Source organism: Streptomyces sp. NPDC093261, from assembly GCF_044753645.1.
GTDB lineage: Bacteria > Actinomycetota > Actinomycetes > Streptomycetales > Streptomycetaceae > Streptomyces.
The window spans coordinates 1-19,481 of record NZ_JBIVNO010000022.1 but is presented as its reverse complement, the minus strand read 5'-3'; the positions used below and the strand labels follow the sequence as shown (position 1 = coordinate 19,481).

The window sequence follows — 19,481 nt, the reverse complement described above, 5'->3', positions numbered from 1 at the left end:
GTCAGCGGGGTGGCTCCCAGCCTAGGATGACCCATCCTTCCGGCTCGCCCCGCGGTCACCGCCCCACCGGGACCGCCCGACCCCGCGCCGTCGACCGTCCCCCACCCACGGCGCCGTGATGATGGACTCCCAGACCTCACAGGCATCCCAGGCACCTCAGTCAACCCAGCCACCTCATACGTTTCAGGTCGACCTGCGCGGTCTGGTGGACCTGCTCTCCCATCACCTCTACTCCAGTCCCAAGGTCTATCTGCGCGAGCTGCTCCAGAACGCGGTGGACGCGATCACCGCCCGCCGCGCCGAGCAACCGGACGCGCCGGCCCGGGTCCGGCTGTACGCGGACGAGGGCGGCCTTCGCGTCGAGGACACGGGCGTCGGGCTGACCGAGTCCGATGTGCACAGCCTGCTCGCCACCATCGGGCGCAGCTCCAAGCGAGCCGAGGGCCTCCAGGAGGCCCGCTCCGGCTTCCTCGGGCAGTTCGGCATCGGGTTGCTGGCCTGTTTCGTGGTCGCCGAGCGCATCCGGGTCGTCAGCCGCAGCGCCCGCACACCGGACGCGCTCCCCGTGGAGTGGACGGCCGCCGACGACGGGTCGTACGTCGTACGGACCCTGCCGGCGGACGCCCGGTCCGAACCCGGCACCACGGTGCACCTGGTGGCGCGTCCCGGCGCCGCGGACTGGCTCTCCGCGGACCGGGTGCGGTCCCTGGCACGGGACTTCGGGTCGCTGCTGCCGTACGACGTGCGGGTCGGCGACGAGCCGATCACGGAGCTGCCGGCGCCCTGGGACCGTGCCTACCCCTCCCCCGCGACCCGGAGGGTGGCCCTGGCGCGCCACTGTCACGACCTGTTCGGTTTCACCCCGCTGGACTCGATCGACCTGGATGTGCCGCTCGCCGGGATCCGGGGGGTGGCCTATGTGCTGCCGAGCGCGGTCAGCCCGGCCCAGCGGGCGAGCCACCGGGTGCATCTGAAGGGCATGCTGCTGACGGAGCGGGCCGAACAGCTTCTGCCCGACTGGGCGTTCTTCGTGCGCTGTGTGCTCGACACGGACAGTCTGCGGCCCACGGCCTCGCGCGAGTCGCTGTACGAGGACGAGACCCTGGCGGCCGTGCGCGAGGCCCTCGGGGAGCGCATACGGTCCTGGCTGACGGGACTCGCGGCCGGCGACCCCGAGCGGCTCGCCGCCTTCCTGTCCGTGCATTACCTGGGCGTCAAGTCGCTCGCGCGGCACGACCGGGAGATGCTGCGCACCATGCTGCCGTGGCTGCCCTTCGAGACCACGGACGGGCGGCTGTCGCTGGAGGAGTTCGCGCAGCGGCATCCCGTCGTGCACTTCACCCGGACGGTGGAGGAGTACCGCCAGGTCGCGCCGATCGCCTCCGCGCAGGGTGTCGGGGTGGTCAACGGCGGCTACACCTACGACAGCGAGCTGGTGGAGGCGCTGCCGTCGGTGCGCCCGGGGACGGTGGTCGCGGAGCTGGACGCGGACACCGTGACCGCCCATCTGGACGCGGTCGACCCGGCCGACGAGCTGGCGCTGTCGGGCTTCCTGGGAGCCGCGCGCGCCACGCTCGACCCGCTCGGCTGCGATGTCGTCCTGCGCGCGTTCCACCCCCTGTCCGTGCCCGCCCTGCATCTGGACGACCGGGCGGCCCGCCATGAGCAGGCGCGCGCGGAGGCCGAGGAGGGGGCCGACGACCTGTGGGCGGGGATTCTCGGCTCGCTGCGGGGCAGCGCGCCCCGCGCGCGTCTGGTCCTCAACCACCTCAACCCGCTGATCCGCAGGATCGGTTCCCTGGGCGACCCGGAGCTGATCGGCACCGCCACCGAGTCCCTCTACGGTCAGGCCCTGCTGATGGCCCAGCGCCCGCTGCGCCCGGCGGACTCCGCCCTGCTCAACCGCGCGTTCATCGGCCTGCTCGAATGGGCCACCCACACCGACTCCCCCAAGGACGGCTCCCGATGAGCCGGGTCATGGACTTCGACTCGCTGCGCCGGGCGATGGCGGACAACTACGAGCAGCCGGAGGGCCCGGCACGCAACGCGCGCGCGGAGCGGCTGCTCGTGGAGGCGGAGAGGCTGAACATCCCGCTGGCCGTGATCGAGGCGCTCGGGCATCAGCTGAAGGTGTACAACTACAGCTCCGAGAAGGACAAGATGTTCGTCCCCTTCGCGCGTCTGCTGCGCATGTGGGACGAGCGCCCCGAGGACTTCGACGAGTACGAGACCCACTCGCTGCACTGGGTCTTCAAGTGGATGTCGGCGGGCATGCTGGGCCAGCCGCACATCCCGCTCGCCGCCATGGAGAAGTGGCTCGGCGAGATGGAGCACCGCTACCGGCTGGCCGGGCACTCCGAACGCGCTGTGCGGGGCGCCGAGTTCAGCGTCGCCGCGCACATCGGGGATCTTGCGCGCGCCGAACGGGCGTACGCCGCATGGCTGGCCGCCGACCGCGACACGATGGCCGACTGCCACGCGTGCGAGCTGCACGACCAGGGGTGGTGGCAGGCGCGCAAGGGCGAGGACGAGCGGGCGCTGGAGCTGTGGGGGCCGGTGCTGGAGGGCGAGCACGTGTGCGCGCACGAGCCGCACGCCGTGCTGGCGTCCTCGCTGCTGCCGCTGCTGCGCCTGGGCCGTTGGGACGAGGCACGGGCACACCATCTGCGCGGGTTCCGGCTCGTGCGGGGCATGGAGAGCATGCGCAGCTCGTACGCGGACCACGTGGAGTTCTGCGCCCTGACCGGCAACGAGGCCCGCGGCCTGGAACTCCTGGCCGAGCGCCCGCAGTACTTCACGGACTCCGGGGAGCCGCGCAGCAGGCTGGACTACCTCGCGGTGGTGGCGCTGCTGATGGACCGGCTGGTCGCGCTGGGGTTCGGGGCGCAGGCGGTGCCGGGCCCGGCGGCCCGTCAGTGGACCGCCCGGGAACTGGCCGCGTACGCGCGCGAGGAGGCGCTGGCGCTCGCCGCCCGCTTCGACGCGCGCAACGGCACGGCCTACGTCGGTGAGCGCACCCGGGAGCGGATGGACCGCCGTCCGCTGGTGGACCGGCTGCCGCTCGGCGTACGGACGACCCGCCCCGGGCCCGTCCCGGCGCCGGTGCCCCCCGCGCCGGCCCGGGAGCCGGACCTGCCGGCGCTGCTCGCCGAGGCGCGGCGGCTGTCGGAGGCGCTGCACCCGGACTCCGTGGAGGCGTGGGCCGCGGTGGCGCGCGCGGCGGAGGGCGAGGAGCTGGATCCCCGGGACCATGCGGAGCTGGTCGACCACGAGGCGATCGGCCGGGGTCCGGAGGGCGCCGAGTCCTTCGAGCGCGCGGCCGGACTGTACGCGGCGGCGGGCGACCCCGGTGAGGCGCTGGCGGCACGCGCGCGTGCCGCGTTCGTGCGCGCCCTGACGGGCGAGGCCGACCGGGGGCTGGAGGAGATCACCGGGCTGCGAGAGGAGGCCCTCGCGCTCTTCCGGGAGGGCGGGACGGGGGTCCGGCAGACGGCGTCCGTCCTGGTGGGGCGCGCCCGCATCCTGATGCACCTGCTGGAGGAGGACGAGGGCTTCGCCGGGGCCGCCGAGGAGGCCGTACGGGAGCTGCTGGCGTTCGCCGGGCCGCACACGGCCGAGCGGCGTCTCGCCTCCCGGGCCGCGGAGGCCCGGGCCATGCTCGCCGAGCTGGCTGGGCGCGCAGGGGACGCGGAGGCGGCCGCGGAGCTGCTGGCACAGGCGGCCGAGGAGTATGTGGCGGCGGGCCTGCCGTGGTTCGCCGTGGAGCACGAGGCACGGCTGGCCCATCTCGCGCGGCAGCTCGGCGACGCGGAGCGGGCGGAACGGGCGGCCCGCGCGGCGCTGGAGCACGGCAGGGGGCAGCTGGAGCCGCTCGGGCAGGCGCAGCTGCACCTTGGGCTGGCGGAGGTGCTGGGAGCGTCGGGGCGGTTCCCGGAGGCCGCCGAGCACGCCTTGGAAGCCGCGCACTGGGCCGACGAGGCGGGCGAGGGCCCGACGCTGGGCGCGTGGGCGCGGCACCAGCTGGGCGGTCTGCTGCTGCGGCAGGGCCGGTCCGCGGAGGCGGCCGAGGTGCTGGAGTCGGCGCTGCCCGATCTGACCGCCGAGACACACGGTGAGGGGGCTCTCGTACAGACGCGGTGGTGGCTCGGCGACTGCCACACGGAGCTGGGCGAGCACCGCGCCGCCGCCGAGCGCTGGCTGCAGGCCGCGGAGATCGCCCGGCACTGGCCGGAGCAGCGGGACCACGCCCTGCTGGCGCACCTGGCGGCGGAGGCGCTGGGGCACGCGGAGCTGCCCGAGGAGGCGGACCGGGCCTACGCCCGTGCCGCCGGGCTGTGGCGCGACCTCGGCAACACCCATGGCCTGGTGCGCGCCCTGCGCGCCCGCGCCTGGATCGCCGCGCGCGGGGAGACGGATCTGGACGCGGCGCGGGACCTGATGACGCAGGCGGCCCGGGTGTGCCAGTCCGGCTCACCCGAGAACGAGGAGGAGCGGGTCCGGCAGGTCACCGAACTCGGCCGCACCCACCACCAGTTCGGGGAGCTGATCGCCCGGTCGGCCGGTGAGGACGCGGACGAGCAGACGCGGCGGACGGCCTTCGAGGAGGCGCTCGGACACCTCACGGAGGCCGTCGCGGTCTTCGCGGCCCTCGGCCCGGACGCCCTCGGCCCCCGTACCGGCGCCGAGCTGGCCGCGGCCTGGCTGGAGGCGGACCTGCGCCGTCCGGACGCGGCGGCGGCACGCGCGCGTGCGGTGCTGTCGGCGTACGAGGGATACGAGGGGCACGAGCGGGCCGACGGTGACGCCGAATCGGCCCGGACCCGGCGGGCGGAGGCGGAACGGCTGCTGGAGCTGCTGGAGGCACAGCGGGAGCGGTGACGCGCGTGTCGGGTGCCCGTCGCCGCGGCGGGCACCCGGCGCGCGCCGCCTGCCGCTGCCCTGGGCGCGGGGGTGGATGGACCCGCGCGCCGCCTGCCGCTGCCGGGGGCGCGGGGGTGGATGCACCGCCGCGGCCCCGTACGGTGTCACTCCACGCCGATGAGCAGCAGCGGCCCCTGGCGGCCGCCCCGGTAGACCACCGTGTCCACCGCCAGGTACGACTCGCGCACCCGGGACTCCAGGTGCGTCGCGACCGACTTCGGGGCCTCGTCGCCCAGGACCAGGGTGACCAGTTCGCCGCCCGCCGCGAGCATGCGGTCGAGGACCGTCTCGGCGATCTCCGTGACGTCCGAGCCGATGACCGCGACATCGCCGTCGATCAGGCCGAGGACATCCCCGGCCTGGCAGATGCCCGCCATCGTCCAGGACTGCCGTTCGGCGACGGCGACCTCGGCGTACCGGGTCGCCCCCGCCGCCGACGTCATCGCCACGACATCCTCGTCGAAGCGCCGTTCCGGCTCGTGGACGGCCAGCGCCGCCATCCCCTGCACCGCGGACCGGGTCGGAATGAGCGCCACGCGGACGCCCTCCGTCCGGGCCTGCTCGGCCGCCGCGGCCGCGGTGTGGCGCAGATCCGCGTCGTTGGGCAGCAGCACCACCTCACGCGCGTGCGCCCGCCGTACCGCCTGCACCAGCTCCCCGCTCGCCGGCGGTTCCCCGGGCCGGGCGAGGACGGTGGTGGCGCCGGCCTCCTGGTACAGCCCGGCCAGGCCCTCTCCGGGCACGACCGCCACGACCGCGCGCTGGACCCGCTCGCGTGGCGGGCGTGCGGCACGCGTGGTGTGCACATCCCCGGCGGCGAAGTGTGTGATCCGGATGCGGTACGGCCGCCCGGCCTCGACACCCGCCTCGACGGCGGCGCCCGCGTCGTCGACGTGCACATGAACGTTCCACAGTCCGTCCCCGCCGACCACGACCAGGGAGTCGCCGAGCGCGTCGAGCCGCCGCCGCAGCCGTGCCACGGCCGCGTCGTCGGCCTCCAGGAGGTAGATCACCTCGTAGGCGGGGCCGCCCCCGTTCGCCGGGGCGCCGGCGCACTCCTCGGAGGCGCCCCGGGCATCGCCGGGCACGCGCGCGCCGTCGGCGCGCACGCGCGCGTAGGCCTCATCGCCGTTCACGCGCGCGCCGTTCACACGCGCGTGGGCGTCGTCACCGGGCACGCGGGCGGGGGCCTCGCCGGCGTCCCCGCGCGCGTGGGCACCGCGCCCCGGCCCGTCCGTGAGACGTGGGTTCTCTCCCGTGAACGTCTCCACCAGGGCCGCGAGCACCGCCACCAGGCCCCGGCCGCCCGCGTCGACCACACCGGCGCGCTCCAGGACGGCCAGCTGGCCGGGGGTCGCCGCGAGGGCGGCCCGAGCCCCCTCGTACGCCGCCCGGGCGACGCCGGCGCAGTTCTCCTCCGCGCCGGTGGCCGCGTCCGCGGCGGCCGAGGCGACGGTCAGCACGGTGCCCTCCACCGGGTGGGCGACGGCCTCCCGGGCGGAGTCGGCCGCCCGCCGGAGCGCGAGCCGCAGTCCCTGGGCGTCGGTGTGAGCGGTCTCACCGTCGGCGGCGAGCACCTGGGCCATGCCGCGCAGCAACTGCGCGAGAATCGTCCCCGAGTTGCCGCGGGCCCCGATGAGCGCGCCGTGCGCCATGGCCCGCACCGCGTCGGCGAGCGTCGGCCGCTGGGTGCCGCCCGCCTCGTAGCCGGCGAAGACCGCCTCGACGGCCGCGGCGGCGGACTCCACGGTGAGATAGAGGTTGGTGCCGGTGTCCCCGTCGGCCACGGGATAGACGTTGATCGCGTCGATCTCCTCACGCGCCCGTCCCAGCGCCTTGAGCGCGAGACCGCACCAGGTGCGCACCGCGAGAGCATCCAATGGCTGCGGCACCTGCGCCACCTGCGCCTCCTTGAGCTGCTGGACGTGGGACGCAGCGTAGACCCAGAGCCCGTGCGGCCCGGAAGAGGGCCGGACGCACGCCCGGCGCCGGGAAGCCCCGGCGCGGCCGGATCCGGGGCCGACGGCCGCTCCGGGCCCCGGGCGGGGGCGCGGCGGGGGGCGGGAGGGCCGTGGTAGTTTCGTTGTACGGGAGCAGCCGTTGTATGCTGCTCCGGTTGCCCGATCCAGGTCGGGCTTTCCCCTGGCAGAGCCATTCAGATCCTACGATCTCGATCCCGGCATGCCGGGATCAACCGTAAGTGCATCTGAAGTCTTTGGAGTGACCCGTGGCTGCCAACTGCGACGTCTGCGGCAAGGGGCCGGGCTTCGGCAACAACATCTCGCACTCGCACCGCCGTACGTCCCGTCGCTGGAACCCGAACATCCAGCGTGTGCGTACCGTGGTGGGCGGGACGCCGAAGCGCGTGAACGCTTGCACCTCGTGCATCAAGGCCGGCAAGGTCTCGCGCTGACGTCCCTCCCCCAGACGCTCGGCTCCGGTCGAGCAGGGGGGACCCCCAAGCGCGCGGCCACGCTGGTTCGCTGCACAGAGCCGGTCCACTGACGTGGGCCGGCTTTCTGCTGTGCCCGCACGCGCACGGCCTGCCAGAATCCCCGCATGCGCTTCGGCATCCTCGGCCCCCTCGATATACGCACCGAGGACGGCGCCCCCCTCGACGCCGGCGGCCCCCGTCCCCGCGCGCTGCTGACGCTGCTGCTCCTCGACGCCGGCCGTACCGTGTCAGCGGAGCGTCTGGCCGACGGCCTGTACGGCGACGAGCCGCCCGCGGGCCGGGCCAACGCGCTCCAGTCGCAGATCTCCCGCCTCCGCAAGCGGCTGGCCCCGCACACGCGGATCGAGGCGACCCCCACCGGATACCGGCTCTCCGTCTCCCCCGAGTCCGTGGACGCCCATCGCTTCGAGCGGCTCGCCCTTCAGGGCTCCTCGGCCCTGGCGGCCGGCGACCACCACGAGGCCGCGGCCGTGCTGCGGGAGGCGCTCGGCCTGTGGCGCGGCCCCGCCCTCGCCGATCTGCCCGGCGAGCCCGCCGGGCGGGTCCGCCTCGAAGAACTGCGGCTGGCCGCCGAGCAGGACCGCGCCGAGGCCGACCTCGCCCTCGGCGCCGGCCCTCGCCTCGTCCCCGAGCTGAGGGAGCTGCTCGCCGCCCATCCGCTGAGCGAGCGGCTGTACGCGCTGCTGATGCGGGCCCTGCACGCGAGCGGGCGGTCCGCCGAGGCGCTCACGGTGTACGAGGAGGCCCGGCGCACGCTCGCCGAGGAACTCGGCACCGATCCCTCGCCCGAACTGTCCGGCCTGCACCAGGAACTGCTGCGGGGCAGGCGGCCCGCCCAGGGCGGCCGGCTGCCCGCCCAGCTCACCCGTTTCGTCGGCCGGGCCCCGGAACTCGCCCGCATCCACACCCTCCTCGCCTCGTCCGGCACCCGCCTGGTCACGCTCACCGGCCCGGGCGGCGCGGGCAAGACCCGCCTGGCGACCGAGGCGGCACGCGCCTGGGCCGAGGGCCGGGACCGTACTCCCGCGCCCCCCGGCGCGAGGGCCCGCGCGACCGCGCCCGAGGTCCGTTTCGTCGAACTCGCGCCCCTGACCGACGGCTCCCGGATCCCGTACGCGGTGCTGGCCGCGCTCGGGATACGCGAGGGGTTCCGCGGGCCCGCCGCCGACCCCGCCGCACGGCTGCTGGCGGTCCTGGAGGACCGGGAACTGCTGCTGGTACTCGACAACTGCGAGCATCTCGTCCAGGACGCGGCACGGTGGACCGCCCTCGTCCTCGCCTCCTGCCCCGGCGTACGGATCCTCGCGACCGGTCGCGAGGCCCTGGGCATCACCGGTGAGGTGCTGTGCCCGGTGCCGCCGCTGCCCCCGGAGCACGCGCGGCGGCTCTTCCTGGACCGGGCCCGCGCCGTACGCCCCGGCTTCGCCGGGCACACGCGCGTGGCGGACGTCTGCGCCGCGCTCGACGGGCTGCCGCTGGCGATCGAGCTGGCCGCGGCCCGGCTGCGCACGCTGACCCCCGAGGAGCTGGCCGACCGCCTGGGCGACCGGTTCCGGCTGCTGTCCCGTGGCGACCGCACCAAGGCGCCCCGGCACCGCACCCTGCGCGCGGTCGTGGAGTGGAGCTGGGAGCTGCTGGACGACGAGGAGCGGAAGCTGGCCCGGCGGCTGTCCGTGTTCCCGGCCGGCGCCACGCTCCCCGCCGTCGAGGAGGTGTGCGGCGTGCCGTACCCGGAGGACCTCTTGGCGTCGCTGACCGAGAAGTCCCTCCTGGAGGTGGCCGACGGGCGCTACCGGATGCTGGAGACCATCCGGGCGTTCGCCTCCGAGCATCTCGACGCGGCCGGGGAGCGGGATGGGCTGCGGGACGCGCACGCCGCGTACTTCCTGCGGCTGGCCGAGCGGGCGGAGCCGCGTCTGCGCGGCGGGGAACAGCTGACCTGGCTGGAGCGGCTGACCGCCGAGCACGGCAATCTGGACGCGGCCCTGCGCCACCTGGTGACCACGGCTCCCCGGGACGCCCTGCGCCTCATGGCCGCCCTCTCCTGGTTCTGGCGGCTGCGCGCTCCGCACGGTGAACAGGTGCAGATCGCCCGCGCGCTGCTGGCTGCGGCAGGGGACGAGCCACCCCCGGGGCTCGCCGAGGAGTACGCCCTGTGTGCGATGAACGCGGTCACCGGACGCGGCGACGACCCGGCCGAACCCGGCCGCATCGCGCGCGTGTCGGAGATCATGCGCGCCCTGGAGCGGCCGCTGCGGCTGCCGTTCACGATGGTCCTGTGGGCCCTGTGCGGGGGCCCGTTGGCCGCCGCGGACACAAAACTGCGGGCGGTGCGGCTCGAAGAGGACCCGTGGGGCCGCGCGCTGCTGGATCTCGGCCTCGCCTACCAGGCGCAGTTCGAGGGCCGCCCCGCCGACTCCGAGGCCGCCTTCGCCCGCGCCCTGACCGGCTTCCGCACGACCGGTGACCGCTGGGGCATGGCCAACTGCCTCGATCCGCTGGGCGGCTTCGCCGACGCGCGTGGCGCCCACGGGCGGGCGCTGGAGCTGTTCGACGAGGGCCTCGCGCACGTCCGGGAGCTTCAGGCGCCCGAGGAGACCGCGGACCTGCTGCGCTCGCGGGCGACCGCGCTGCTGCACCGGGGCGACTTCGGGGAGGCGGCGGCGCACTTCGAGCAGTCGGCCGCCCTCGCCCGCGCCACCGGTGTCCCGGACAAGGAGGCGAGCGCCCGCCGCGGCCTCGGTGATCTGGCCCGGCTGACCGGGGATACCCGCCACGCGCGCGTGGAGTACGAGAAGGCCCTGGAGGCGTGCGCCGCCAACTGGTTCAGCGTCGGTGAGAGCGTCCGGATCCTGATCGGTCTCGGCCGCACGGCGGCCGCCGAGGGACGGACGGAGGAGGCCCGCGAGTGGTTCGGGCAGGCCGCCGATCTGGCCGAGGAGCGGCCGGGTGTGCTGGAAATGGCCGCGACCGCCGAGGCCTTGGCGTCGGTCGCGGAGTCCCCCGAGCGCGCGGCCGAACTGCTCGGCGCCGCGACGGCCCTGCGGGGCGCACCGCTCCCGGGCGACCCCGATGTCGTACGCACCGAGCGGGCCACGCGCGCGAGGCTGTCCCCCGAAGCGTACGAAGAGGCCTTCGACCAGGGACGACGTCTGCGGTCAGCCGCGGTCAGCGCACGGTAGGGGCACGGTCAGCGCCGTCGCCGACGCTCTTGCCCATGACGAACGCACCCGACCTCGGCCACCTCTCCGTCCTCGTCTCCGGCGCCAGCGTCGCCGGACCCGCCGCCGCCCTGAACCTCGCCCGCCACGGCGCCCGCGTCACCGTCGTCGAGAAGGCGCCCGCCCTGCGCGAGGGCGGCTTCGCTGTCGACTTCCGCGGGCATGTGCACCGCAGGGTGCTGACCGCCATGGGCATCCGGGAGGCCGTGCACGCCCACCAGACCCATATGGGCCGGCAGACCGTGGTGGACGCCGACGGCACCCCGCGGGTGGACCTGCCCGCGGAGATGATGAGCGGCGATGTGGAGATCTTCCGCGGTGACCTCGCGCGGATCATGTATGAGCGCACCAAGGACCGTGTGGAGTATGTGTTCGGCGACTCGATCGCCACGCTCGACGACACCCCCGACGGCGTCGACGTCACCTTCGAGCGGGGCGCACCCCGCCGCTTCGACCTGGTCGTCGCCGCGGACGGACTGCACTCGCACACCCGGCGTCTGGTCTTCGGCGACGAGTCCCGCCATCTGCGCTTCCTCGACCACTATGTGGCCGGCTTCGGCATCCCCAACCATCTGGGGCTGGACCGCACGGGGCGTCTGTACAGCGAGCCCGGTCGCGCGGTGGTCATCGGCAACTACGACGGCGACCCGGACCGCGCGGGCGCCCTGCTGGTCTTCCGGTCGGAGCGGCTCGCCTACGACCGCCGGGACGTCGCCGCGCAGAAGCGGATCCTCGCCGAGCGGTTCGCGGGGATGGGCTGGGAGGCGCCGGCAGTGCTGAAGGCCCTGGAGGAGGCCGACGACCTGTACTTCGACGCGATCGCCCAGATCCACGTCGACCGTCTGGCCAAGGGGCGCGTGGTGCTCCTCGGGGACGCCGGGTACGGCGCCACGATGGGCGGGATGGGCACCGGGGTCGCGATCGTCGCCGCGTATGTCCTGGCGGGCGAACTCGCCCTCGCCCACGGCGACCACCGCACCGCCCTGGCCGCGTACGAGGCGCGCATCCGGGACTTCGCCAAGGGCTGCCAGAAGATCTCCGGCAACGCGGGCCCGTTCTTCGCCCCCGCGACCGAGCGCCGGATCCGCAGCCGGGACCGGATGTACCGGCTGCTGGCCTCGCGTCCGCTCGCCGGGTTCTTCAAGCGGCTGACGGATAAGGCGGCGGCGGACATCGACCTCCCCGCGTATCCCGGGTGAGGCCGTGCACGCCCGGCGGGCGGGGCCGGGGCGGGTTGCGAGAGTCTCGCGGCACGCTCCAGGCCGGCTCTAGGCCTCGATGTCGCCGAAGTGGTCCCAGCCGCCCTTGCTGGTCCACGGCGCTCCGTCGACCGTCACCTGGGGCAGCGCGGAGGGGTTGAGCACCTCGCCGATCACCTTCCAGCGCGCGGGCAGCTTCACATCCGGCGGGAAGGTCGCCACGATCGCGTGGTCCTCGCCGCCCGTGAGCACCCACTGGATGGGGTCGACACCGACGGCCTGCCCGATGTCGTTCATCTGGGAGGGGATGTCGATGGCGCCGGAGCGGATGTCGATCCGCACCTTGCTGGCCTCCGCGATGTGCCCGAGGTCGGCGATGAGGCCGTCGCTCACGTCGCACATAGCGGTGGCGCCGAGCCCGGCGGCGGCCGGTCCCGCGTGGTACGGCGGCTCGGGGCGCCGGTGCGCCTCGACGAACGCGCGCGGCGAGCGGAAGCCGCGGGAGAGCACCGCGTGCCCGGCCGCGGACCAGCCGAGCCAGCCGGTGACGGCGACCACGTCGCCGGGCTGGGCACCGGCCCGGGTGACGGGCTCGTGATTGCGCAGATCCCCGAGCGCGGTGATCGAGATCATGATGGTGTCGCCGCGTACGACATCGCCGCCCACCACGGCCGCGCCCGCGACCTGGCACTCGTCGCGCAGTCCGTCCATCAGCTCGGTGGGCCAGGCGACGGGCAGTTCGGCGGGGACGACGAGACCGAGCAGCAGCGCGGTCGGCACGGCGCCCATCGCGGCGATGTCCGCGAGGTTCTGCGCGGCCGCCTTGCGCCCGACGTCGTACGCGGTCGACCAGTCCCGGCGGAAGTGCCGGCCCTCCAGCAGGATGTCGGTGCTCGCCACCACCCGGCGGTCGGGAGCGGCCACCACCGCGGCGTCGTCGCCGGGGCCGATCCGGACCGCCGGGGTGGTGGTGAGTCGCGCGGTGAGCTCTCTGATGAGCCCGAACTCGCCCAGCTCGCCCACGGTGCCCTTCATCGTCGTACATCCCCTTCTCTCGCCTGCCGCGCCCGGTCGCGAGCCGTCATCGTCGCCGGTACGGTCGAGTCGACCGTCAACTTGTGTCGCGGATGCTGCCCGGCACTCACGTCACAGCCTCCGTGGGGGTCTCCCCGCGGCGAGCGGCGACGCGATACCGTGGCGTCCCTTCTCCCCACATGATCCTCGTGGCCGCCCTGGAGGTTCCGTGGTACAGGCGTACATCCTGATCCAGACGGAGGTCGGCAAGGCGTCGACCGTCGCCGAGACGATCGGACAGATCCCTGGGGTCATCCAGGCCGAGGACGTGACGGGTCCCTATGACGTCATCGTGCGCGCCCAGGCCGACACCGTCGACGAGCTGGGCCGCATGGTGGTCGCGAAGGTCCAGCAAGTGGAGGGCATCACCCGCACTCTGACCTGCCCGGTGGTGCACCTGTAGCCCCCGTCTACCCTTGGCCGGTGAACTTCTTCCGCCGCCGGCCTCTCGGACTGCCCGCCCTCGCCCTGCTGATCGCCGCGGCGGGCTGTTCCTCAGGCGACGACAGCCCCTCGGCGGCGGTTCCCAGCCCGGACGCGAAGGTCACCCAGCTGTGCCGGAACCTGGACAAGGTGCTGCCGCGAAAGGTGGACGGCCTCGAGCGGAACGATCCCGAGCCCCGGTCCGCACTGACGGCGGGATGGGGAAGCCCGGCGATCATACTGCGCTGCGGTGTGGCGAGGCCCGCGGAGATGGACGACCCGGAGGCCGACGGCATGGAGGTCGACGGTGTCGGCTGGCTGCTGCAGAAGCGGAACGACGGCTCGTTCCGCTTCACCACCACGCTGCGCCGGGCTTATGTCGAGGTGAGCCTGCCCAAGGCGCGCACGGGCGACGGGGTGGCACCGCTCGTCAGCCTGGCGCCCGCCGTCAGGAAGGCGATCCCCGAGGGGATCGCCGACTGAGAGATCCCGGCGGCTGCTAGCGCAGACCGGTGGAACGGTTCAGCGCCGCCTGGATCAGGCGGTCCACCAGCTCGGGGTAGCTGATGCCGCTCGCCTGCCACATCTGCGGGTACATGGAGATCGGCGTGAAGCCGGGCATGGTGTTGATCTCGTTGATGACGAACTTTCCGTCCTCGGCGAGGAAGAAGTCCGCGCGGACCAGTCCCTCACAGGACGCGGCCTCGAACGCCTGCACGGCGAGCCGCTGGACCTCGGCGGTCTGCTCGTCGGTCAGCGGCGCGGGCACGATCCCCGGGGTCGAGTCGATGTACTTGGCCTCGAAGTCGTAGTACGCGTGCGTGTCCGGCGGCGGGATCTCGGCCGGCACCGAGGCGCGGGGGCCGTCCTCGAACTCCAGGACACCGCACTCGATCTCGCGCCCGCGGACCGCGGCCTCCACGAGGATCTTGGGGTCGTGCCGCTGGGCCTCGGCGATCGCCTCGTCGAGTCCCGCGAGGTCCTCGACCTTGGTGATGCCGATCGAGGAGCCCGCGCGCGCGGGCTTCACGAACAGCGGCCAGCCGTGCTCGCCGGCGAAGTCCACGATCTTCTTGCGGGCGGCGGCCTGGTCGCGCTCCCACTCGCGCGGGCGGATCACCACATACGGGCCGACCTCCAGCCCGAACGAGGTGAACACGCGCTTCATGTACTCCTTGTCCTGGCCGACGGCGGAGGCCAGCACGCCCGAGCCCACATAGGGCACACCCGACAGCTCCAGCAGGCCCTGAAGGGTGCCGTCCTCACCGTAGGGGCCGTGCAGCACCGGGAAGACGACGTCGACCTCGCCCAGCGCCTTGGGGACCGAACCGGGCTCGCTGTAGACGACTTCGCGGTTGGTGGGGTCGACCGGCAGGACGACGCCGCCCTCGTGCGACTCGGCGAGTTCCTCGACGCTGGGCGTACGGCGGTCGGTGATCGCCATCCGCTCGGGTTCGTCGGCGGTGAGCGCCCAACGGCCGTCCCGGGTGATGCCGATCGGCAGGACGTCGTACTTCGTCCGGTCGATGGCTCGAAGCACGGCACCGGCCGTGACCACGGAGATGCCGTGTTCGGAGCTGCGGCCGCCGCAGACGACGGCGACGCGCGGCTTGCGCGGGGGCTGTCCAGGGCTCTGGGGGAGGTTCTCGGTGCTCATATCGCGATGAGAGTACCCGGTGGTAGGGCCACGAGACAGCGTCCGCCGGGCAGGGTCGCTCAGCGTCGTTCGGGCTTCGCGCTGCGCGACATCAGCTCCTTGAGGGCGACGACCGGAGGCTTGCCCTCGTGGACGATGCCGACGACCGTCTCCGTGATGGGCATGTCGACGCCGTGCCTGCGGGCCAGATCCAGCACGGACTCACAGGACTTGACGCCCTCGGCGGTCTGCCGGGTGACCGCGATGGTCTCCTCCAGCGTCATGCCCTTGCCGAGGTTGGTGCCGAAGGTGTGGTTGCGCGACAGCGGCGAGGAGCAGGTCGCCACCAGGTCGCCGAGCCCCGCGAGCCCGGAGAAGGTCAGCGGGTCGGCGCCCATGGCGAGCCCGAGCCGGGTGGTCTCGGCGAGCCCGCGCGTGATGAGCGAGCCCTTGGCGTTGTCGCCGAGGCCCATGCCGTCCGCGATGCCGACCGCGAGGCCGATCACGTTCTTGACCGCCCCGCCGAGTTCACAGCCGACCACGTCGGTGTTGGTGTACGGCCGGAAGTACGGCGTGTGGCAGACGCCCTGGAGGCGCTGGGCGACCGCCTCGTCGGTGCAGGCGACCACGGCGGCGGCCGGCATCCGGGCGGCGATCTCCCGGGCCAGATTGGGGCCGGTGACGACGGCGACGCGTTCCGGGCCGACCTTGGCGACGTCCTCGACGACCTCGCTCATCCGCATGGCGGAGCCGAGTTCGACGCCCTTCATCAGGGAGACGAGGATCGTGTGGGGCGCGAGCAGCGGGGTCCACTCGGCGAGATTTCCGCGCAGGGTCTGCGAGGGGATCGCGAGTATCGTGAAGTCGGCCTCCCGCGCGGCCTCGGCCGGGTCCGTGGTGGCCTTGAGGTTCTCGGGCAGTTCGACGCCCGGCAGGTAGTCCGGGTTCGTACGGGTGGAGTTGACTGCCTCGACGAGTTCGGCGCGGCGCGCCCACAGGGTGACCTCGCACCCGGCGTCGGCGAGCACCATGCCGAAGGCGGTTCCCCACGATCCCGTTCCGAACACGGCCGCCTTGACCGGCTTGCTCACTTGCCCTGCCCCTCCTTCTGCCGTGCCTTCTCCTGTGCGGCGGTGCGGCGGCGCTGCTGGATGCGCACCTCGCGCGGGTCGTACCGCTTCTCGGGCGCCTTCTCGCCGCGGATCACCTCGAGCTGGCGGGTGATGGCCGCCATGATGACCTCCGTCGCCTCCTTCAGGAGCTCGGGGGACATCTCCTTGTCGTAGAAGCGCGTGAGGTCCACGGGCGGGCCCGCGAGCACATGGTGGGTCTTGCGCGGGAAGAGGTTCGGCTTCTTGGCATAGGGCGGCAGCAGCTCGTTGGCTCCCCACTGGGCGATGGGGATCACCGGGCACTTGGTCTGGAGCGCGACGCGGGCGGCACCGGTCTTGCCGGTCATCGGCCAGCCGTCGGGGTCCCGGGTGAGGGTGCCCTCCGGGTAGAAGGCGACGCACTCGCCGCGCTCCACCGCGTCGATGGCGGCGCGGAAGGCGCTCAGGGCGTCCGTGGTCTCGCGGTAGACGGGGATCTGCCCGGTGCCGCGCATCGCGGCAGCGACGAATCCCTTCTTGAAAAGACCGCTCTTGGCGAGGAAACGAGGAACGCGCCCGGTGTTGTACTGGTAGTGCGCGTAGGCGAACGGGTCCACATGTGAATTGTGGTTCACCGCGGTGATAAATCCGCCTTCGGCCGGAATGTTCTCCATTCCGCGCCAGTCCCGCTTGAGCAGAACCACCAGCGGCGGTTTGCAGAGGACCGCTGCGAAGCGGTACCAGAAGCCGATTCTGCGGCGGGGCACGCGGACACCTTCCTCTAGGGACCCGGGCCTCGGGCCCGGGGCTGGGGCTGTGGGGCCGCACAAGTGTCGCCCCAGGCCGCCCGTCTGTCGAGAACACCGTACGCCCGCCCGTCTCGCGCGATGGCCGTTGCGTGGGGCTTCGCACACCTTTTCCACGCGCTGAACTCCCGGCGGCCCGTCGGCCGCCGGAAGGATCCGGGGGACAATGGACGCGCCAGGACAGGGACGGAGCGCTCGTGCAGTGGACTGTGGTCGTACCTCTGAAAGCCTTGGCGCGGGCCAAGAGCAGACTCTCGGACACCGCGGCGGACGGTCTGCGTCCGGGGCTCGCCCTCGCCTTCGCGCAGGACACGGTGGCCGCGGCGCTCTCCTGTGCCGCGGTGCGTGATGTGGTGGTCGTCACGGGCGACCCGCTCGCCGGGCGTGAGCTGGTGGCCCTGGGGGCCCGGGTCGTCGGAGACGAGCCGGCGGACGGTCTGAACGCCGCGCTCGCCCATGGGGCGGCGGTCGTACGGGGGGCCCGGCCCGGCGCCGCCGTGGCGGCGCTGAATGCCGATCTCCCGTCACTGCGCCCTGCGGAATTGGCCCGGGTCCTGGACGCGGCGGCCGAATTCCCGCGTGCTTTTCTGCCCGACGCCGCCGGAATCGGTACGACGCTGCTGGCCGCGGGTCCCGGCCGGGAATTGCTGCCCGCTTTCGGTACGGATTCCCGGGTGCGGCACCGCGCCTCGGGTGCGGTGGAAATCGCCCTCGACGCGGTGGACTCGGTACGGCAGGACGTGGACACCGGGGACGATCTGCGCGCGGCGCTGGCCCTGGGCGTGGGCCCGCGCACGGCAGCGGCGGCGGCCCGGCTGCTGATTCCGGGGCAGCCGGCGGGCTGACGCGACGCCGGGGCGGCCGGCGCGTCCCTGCGGTCCGCCTCTTCGCCCGCCCCGCGCCTTGACCCTGCCGCTCTCCCCTGCCGCCGGTCCCGCGGCCGTCCCCGTGCGCCGTACCGCCGCCCCGGGGAGCGCTGCGGGACGGTCGGTAGGCTGCGCTCATGCAGGCGACCGCGTACACCTACGACCCCGAGACCCGCACCGGCCAGGTGCTGCTCGACGACGGCACCCCCGTCCCCTTCGACGCGCCCGCGTTCGACGCGGGCGGGCTCAGGCTGCTGCGCCCGGGGCAGCGGGTGCGGATCGAGACGGAGGGCGAGGGCGAGTCCCGGCGGATCACGCTGGTGACCCTGCAGACCTTCTGAGCAGACCCCCGAGCGCACCGCGGGCCGGGCTCCCCCTGGGAGCCCGGCCCGTCGCGTGAGTGCCCGTGCGCCCCGTCTACCTGCGGGCGGTGGTCTTCTTGGCGGTGGTCTTGCGGGCCGTCGACTTCTTGGCCGGGGCCTTCTTCGCCGGCGCCTTCTTGGCCGCCGCCTTCTTCGTGGTGGTCTTCTTGGCCGTGGTCTTCTTCGCGGCCGCGGTGGTCTTCTTGGCGGTCGTCTTCTTCGCCGTGGTCTTCTTCGCAGCCGCCGTGGTCTTCTTCGCGGGAGCCGCCTTCTTGGCGGTGACCTTCTTCGCGGGAGCCGCCTTCCTGGCGGTGACCTTCTTGGCCGCGGCCTTCTTGACGGTGGCGGCGGCACCACCGGTGAGGCTGCCCTTGGGCGCCTTCTTGACGGAGACCTCGCCACCGCGCGGCAGCTTCTTGGTGCCGCTGACCAGGTCCTTAAAGCCCTGACCTGCGCGGAAGCGCGGCACGGAGGTCTTCTTGACCCGAACCCGCTCGCCCGTCTGGGGGTTGCGGGCGTACCGGGCAGGACGCTCCACCTTCTCGAACGAACCGAAACCGGTGACCGAGACCCGGTCGCCTCCGACGACCGCGCGGACGATGGCGTCCAGGACCGCGTCGACAGCATCGGCGGCCTGCTGGCGACCGCCCATCTTGTCGGCAATCGCTTCTACGAGCTGCGCCTTGTTCACGTCTTCCCCTTCGGAGACATCGCCAGAACGAAAGTGTTCAAGCTTTTTCGCACGTTAGGCAGATATATACCGCAAATCAAACACGAAACGGGCTAATCACCCTTGTGCCGCAACCGACTCGGCCGCCTCAGACTTCCCCTTCGGGGATTCGCCCCTCGTCGAGGTCGGTGATGAACCGCTTGAGACGCCTGGCGGCTTCGGCGGGATCGTGCTTGGCCGCGGCCGTAATGACCAGCAGCTTCCGGGTCAGCGCCATCCGTACGCCCTCCGGGACTTGCAGTGCGCGCACCTTGGAGTGCGCTTCCTTGAGTTGGCTCGCGACCGCCGTATAGAGCTCGAGTTGGCCGTCGCTGTCCATGCACAGATTGTGCCATCTGGGGCGAGTTGTCGCCCCCGCTGGGGGCAACTGCCGCCTCCCGAGGGCCTTCCCGGAAGCCGGGCACGGGCTGCCTCCGGACAGCGGCTACCCCCGCAATGACCTTTGTAACTGGAGGAGTTGGCGCCCGCGTAGGCGGCGCGCCGGGCCCGTCCGGGGGCGGAAACGGCTGTACCCCCAACCGTCCACGATTGGGGGTACAGACAGGCGTTGCGGTGGCCGAAACCCGCCCTTGCGGGCGGGTCCGGGGTCAGACCTGGAGGGTCCGCGGCTTGTATCCGGGACGCCTCGCCTCGTAGGCGGCGATGTCCGCCTCGTTGCGGAGGGTGAGGGAGATGTCGTCCAGGCCGTTCAGCAGCCG

At 73.5% G+C, this 19,481-nt stretch carries 16 protein-coding genes and 1 pseudogene; 9 read left to right on the top strand and 8 right to left on the bottom strand.

What is annotated here, in order from left to right; all coding sequences use genetic code 11:
• Positions 1 to 121: 121 nt before the first annotated feature.
• Positions 122 to 1,969 carry an HSP90 family protein gene (locus ACIP94_RS32265; protein WP_402433846.1) on the top strand — a complete coding sequence of 616 codons (1,848 nt, stop codon included), beginning with the start codon at positions 122 to 124 and terminating at the stop codon, positions 1,967 to 1,969.
• Entirely contained in the window at positions 1,966 to 4,878 is a 2,913-nt protein-coding gene (locus ACIP94_RS32260; protein ID WP_402433616.1) for a tetratricopeptide repeat protein, read from the top strand. Before ACIP94_RS32265 ends, ACIP94_RS32260 begins: the two co-directional genes overlap by 4 nt.
• Positions 4,879 to 5,024: 146 nt before the next feature.
• On the opposite strand, the gene ACIP94_RS32255 is transcribed toward ACIP94_RS32260, so the two are convergent.
• A complete protein-coding gene (locus tag ACIP94_RS32255; RefSeq protein WP_402433613.1) occupies positions 5,025 to 6,821 on the bottom strand; it encodes a DAK2 domain-containing protein in 1,797 nt (598 codons plus the stop codon).
• 326 nt (positions 6,822 to 7,147) lie between these two features.
• On the opposite strand from ACIP94_RS32255, the gene rpmB reads away from it, so the two are divergent.
• The 3 genes from rpmB (at position 7,148) to ACIP94_RS32240 (ending at position 11,795) form a co-directional block, all read left to right on the top strand.
• Positions 7,148 to 7,333 carry a 50S ribosomal protein L28 gene (gene rpmB / locus ACIP94_RS32250; RefSeq protein ID WP_003993230.1) on the top strand — a complete coding sequence of 62 codons (186 nt, stop codon included), beginning with the start codon at positions 7,148 to 7,150 and terminating at the stop codon, positions 7,331 to 7,333.
• A 146-nt stretch (positions 7,334 to 7,479) separates the two neighbouring features.
• Positions 7,480 to 10,557 carry a BTAD domain-containing putative transcriptional regulator gene (locus ACIP94_RS32245; RefSeq protein ID WP_402433611.1) on the top strand — a complete coding sequence of 1,026 codons (3,078 nt, stop codon included), beginning with the start codon at positions 7,480 to 7,482 and terminating at the stop codon, positions 10,555 to 10,557.
• Between the two features lie 35 nt (positions 10,558 to 10,592).
• The gene (locus tag ACIP94_RS32240) at positions 10,593 to 11,795 is read left to right on the top strand and encodes an FAD-dependent monooxygenase (protein WP_402433608.1); all 1,203 of its coding nucleotides are present in this window, start codon (positions 10,593 to 10,595) and stop codon (positions 11,793 to 11,795) included.
• A 69-nt stretch (positions 11,796 to 11,864) separates the two neighbouring features.
• On the opposite strand, the gene ACIP94_RS32235 is transcribed toward ACIP94_RS32240, so the two are convergent.
• Complete coding sequence (locus tag ACIP94_RS32235; protein WP_402433605.1) at positions 11,865 to 12,830, bottom strand: thiamine-phosphate kinase; 966 nt, start codon at positions 12,828 to 12,830, stop codon at positions 11,865 to 11,867.
• Between the two features lie 208 nt (positions 12,831 to 13,038).
• Here ACIP94_RS32235 and ACIP94_RS32230 point away from each other — a divergent pair, with 208 nt between their 5' ends.
• Positions 13,039 to 13,272: an Lrp/AsnC family transcriptional regulator gene (locus ACIP94_RS32230; RefSeq protein ID WP_402433602.1), complete on the top strand. Its 234-nt coding sequence runs from the start codon at positions 13,039 to 13,041 to the stop codon at positions 13,270 to 13,272.
• 20 nt (positions 13,273 to 13,292) lie between these two features.
• On the top strand, positions 13,293 to 13,775 hold the full coding sequence (locus ACIP94_RS32225; protein ID WP_402433599.1) for a DUF3515 domain-containing protein: 483 nt from the start codon (positions 13,293 to 13,295) through the stop codon (positions 13,773 to 13,775).
• A 16-nt stretch (positions 13,776 to 13,791) separates the two neighbouring features.
• Here ACIP94_RS32225 and ACIP94_RS32220 read toward each other — a convergent pair whose 3' ends face one another.
• From ACIP94_RS32220 to ACIP94_RS32210, 3 genes are read right to left on the bottom strand one after another with little or no spacing between them, the layout of a single operon-like run.
• Positions 13,792 to 14,949, bottom strand: coding sequence for a D-alanine--D-alanine ligase family protein (locus ACIP94_RS32220; protein ID WP_402433596.1), 1,158 nt, complete (start codon positions 14,947 to 14,949; stop codon positions 13,792 to 13,794).
• A 59-nt stretch (positions 14,950 to 15,008) separates the two neighbouring features.
• Positions 15,009 to 16,019, bottom strand: a complete 1,011-nt coding sequence (locus ACIP94_RS32215) for an NAD(P)H-dependent glycerol-3-phosphate dehydrogenase (protein ID WP_402433593.1) — start codon at positions 16,017 to 16,019, stop codon at positions 15,009 to 15,011.
• Entirely contained in the window at positions 16,016 to 16,786 is a 771-nt protein-coding gene (locus ACIP94_RS32210; protein WP_402433591.1) for a lysophospholipid acyltransferase family protein, read from the bottom strand. Before ACIP94_RS32210 ends, ACIP94_RS32215 begins: the two co-directional genes overlap by 4 nt.
• 236 nt (positions 16,787 to 17,022) lie before the next feature.
• Between ACIP94_RS32210 and cofC the strand changes: the two genes are divergently transcribed.
• Together cofC and ACIP94_RS32200 are read left to right on the top strand one after the other, a co-directional pair.
• Positions 17,023 to 17,670 (top strand): 2-phospho-L-lactate guanylyltransferase, encoded by a 648-nt coding sequence (gene cofC / locus ACIP94_RS32205; protein ID WP_402433588.1) that lies wholly within the window; start codon positions 17,023 to 17,025, stop codon positions 17,668 to 17,670.
• Positions 17,671 to 17,828: 158 nt separating this feature from the next.
• Positions 17,829 to 18,032 carry a hypothetical protein gene (locus tag ACIP94_RS32200; protein ID WP_402433585.1) on the top strand — a complete coding sequence of 68 codons (204 nt, stop codon included), beginning with the start codon at positions 17,829 to 17,831 and terminating at the stop codon, positions 18,030 to 18,032.
• A 76-nt stretch (positions 18,033 to 18,108) separates the two neighbouring features.
• Here the strand turns inward: ACIP94_RS32200 and ACIP94_RS32195 are convergent, their stop codons facing one another.
• From ACIP94_RS32195 to ACIP94_RS32185, 3 genes and pseudogenes are all read right to left on the bottom strand, one after another.
• Positions 18,109 to 18,744 (bottom strand): HU family DNA-binding protein, encoded by a 636-nt coding sequence (locus ACIP94_RS32195; RefSeq protein WP_402433582.1) that lies wholly within the window; start codon positions 18,742 to 18,744, stop codon positions 18,109 to 18,111.
• Between the two features lie 127 nt (positions 18,745 to 18,871).
• On the bottom strand, positions 18,872 to 19,102 hold the full coding sequence (locus tag ACIP94_RS32190; protein ID WP_402433579.1) for a hypothetical protein: 231 nt from the start codon (positions 19,100 to 19,102) through the stop codon (positions 18,872 to 18,874).
• 268 nt (positions 19,103 to 19,370) lie between these two features.
• Positions 19,371 to 19,481 (bottom strand): annotated as a pseudogene (locus tag ACIP94_RS32185) (3-isopropylmalate dehydratase small subunit); the annotation flags it as partial.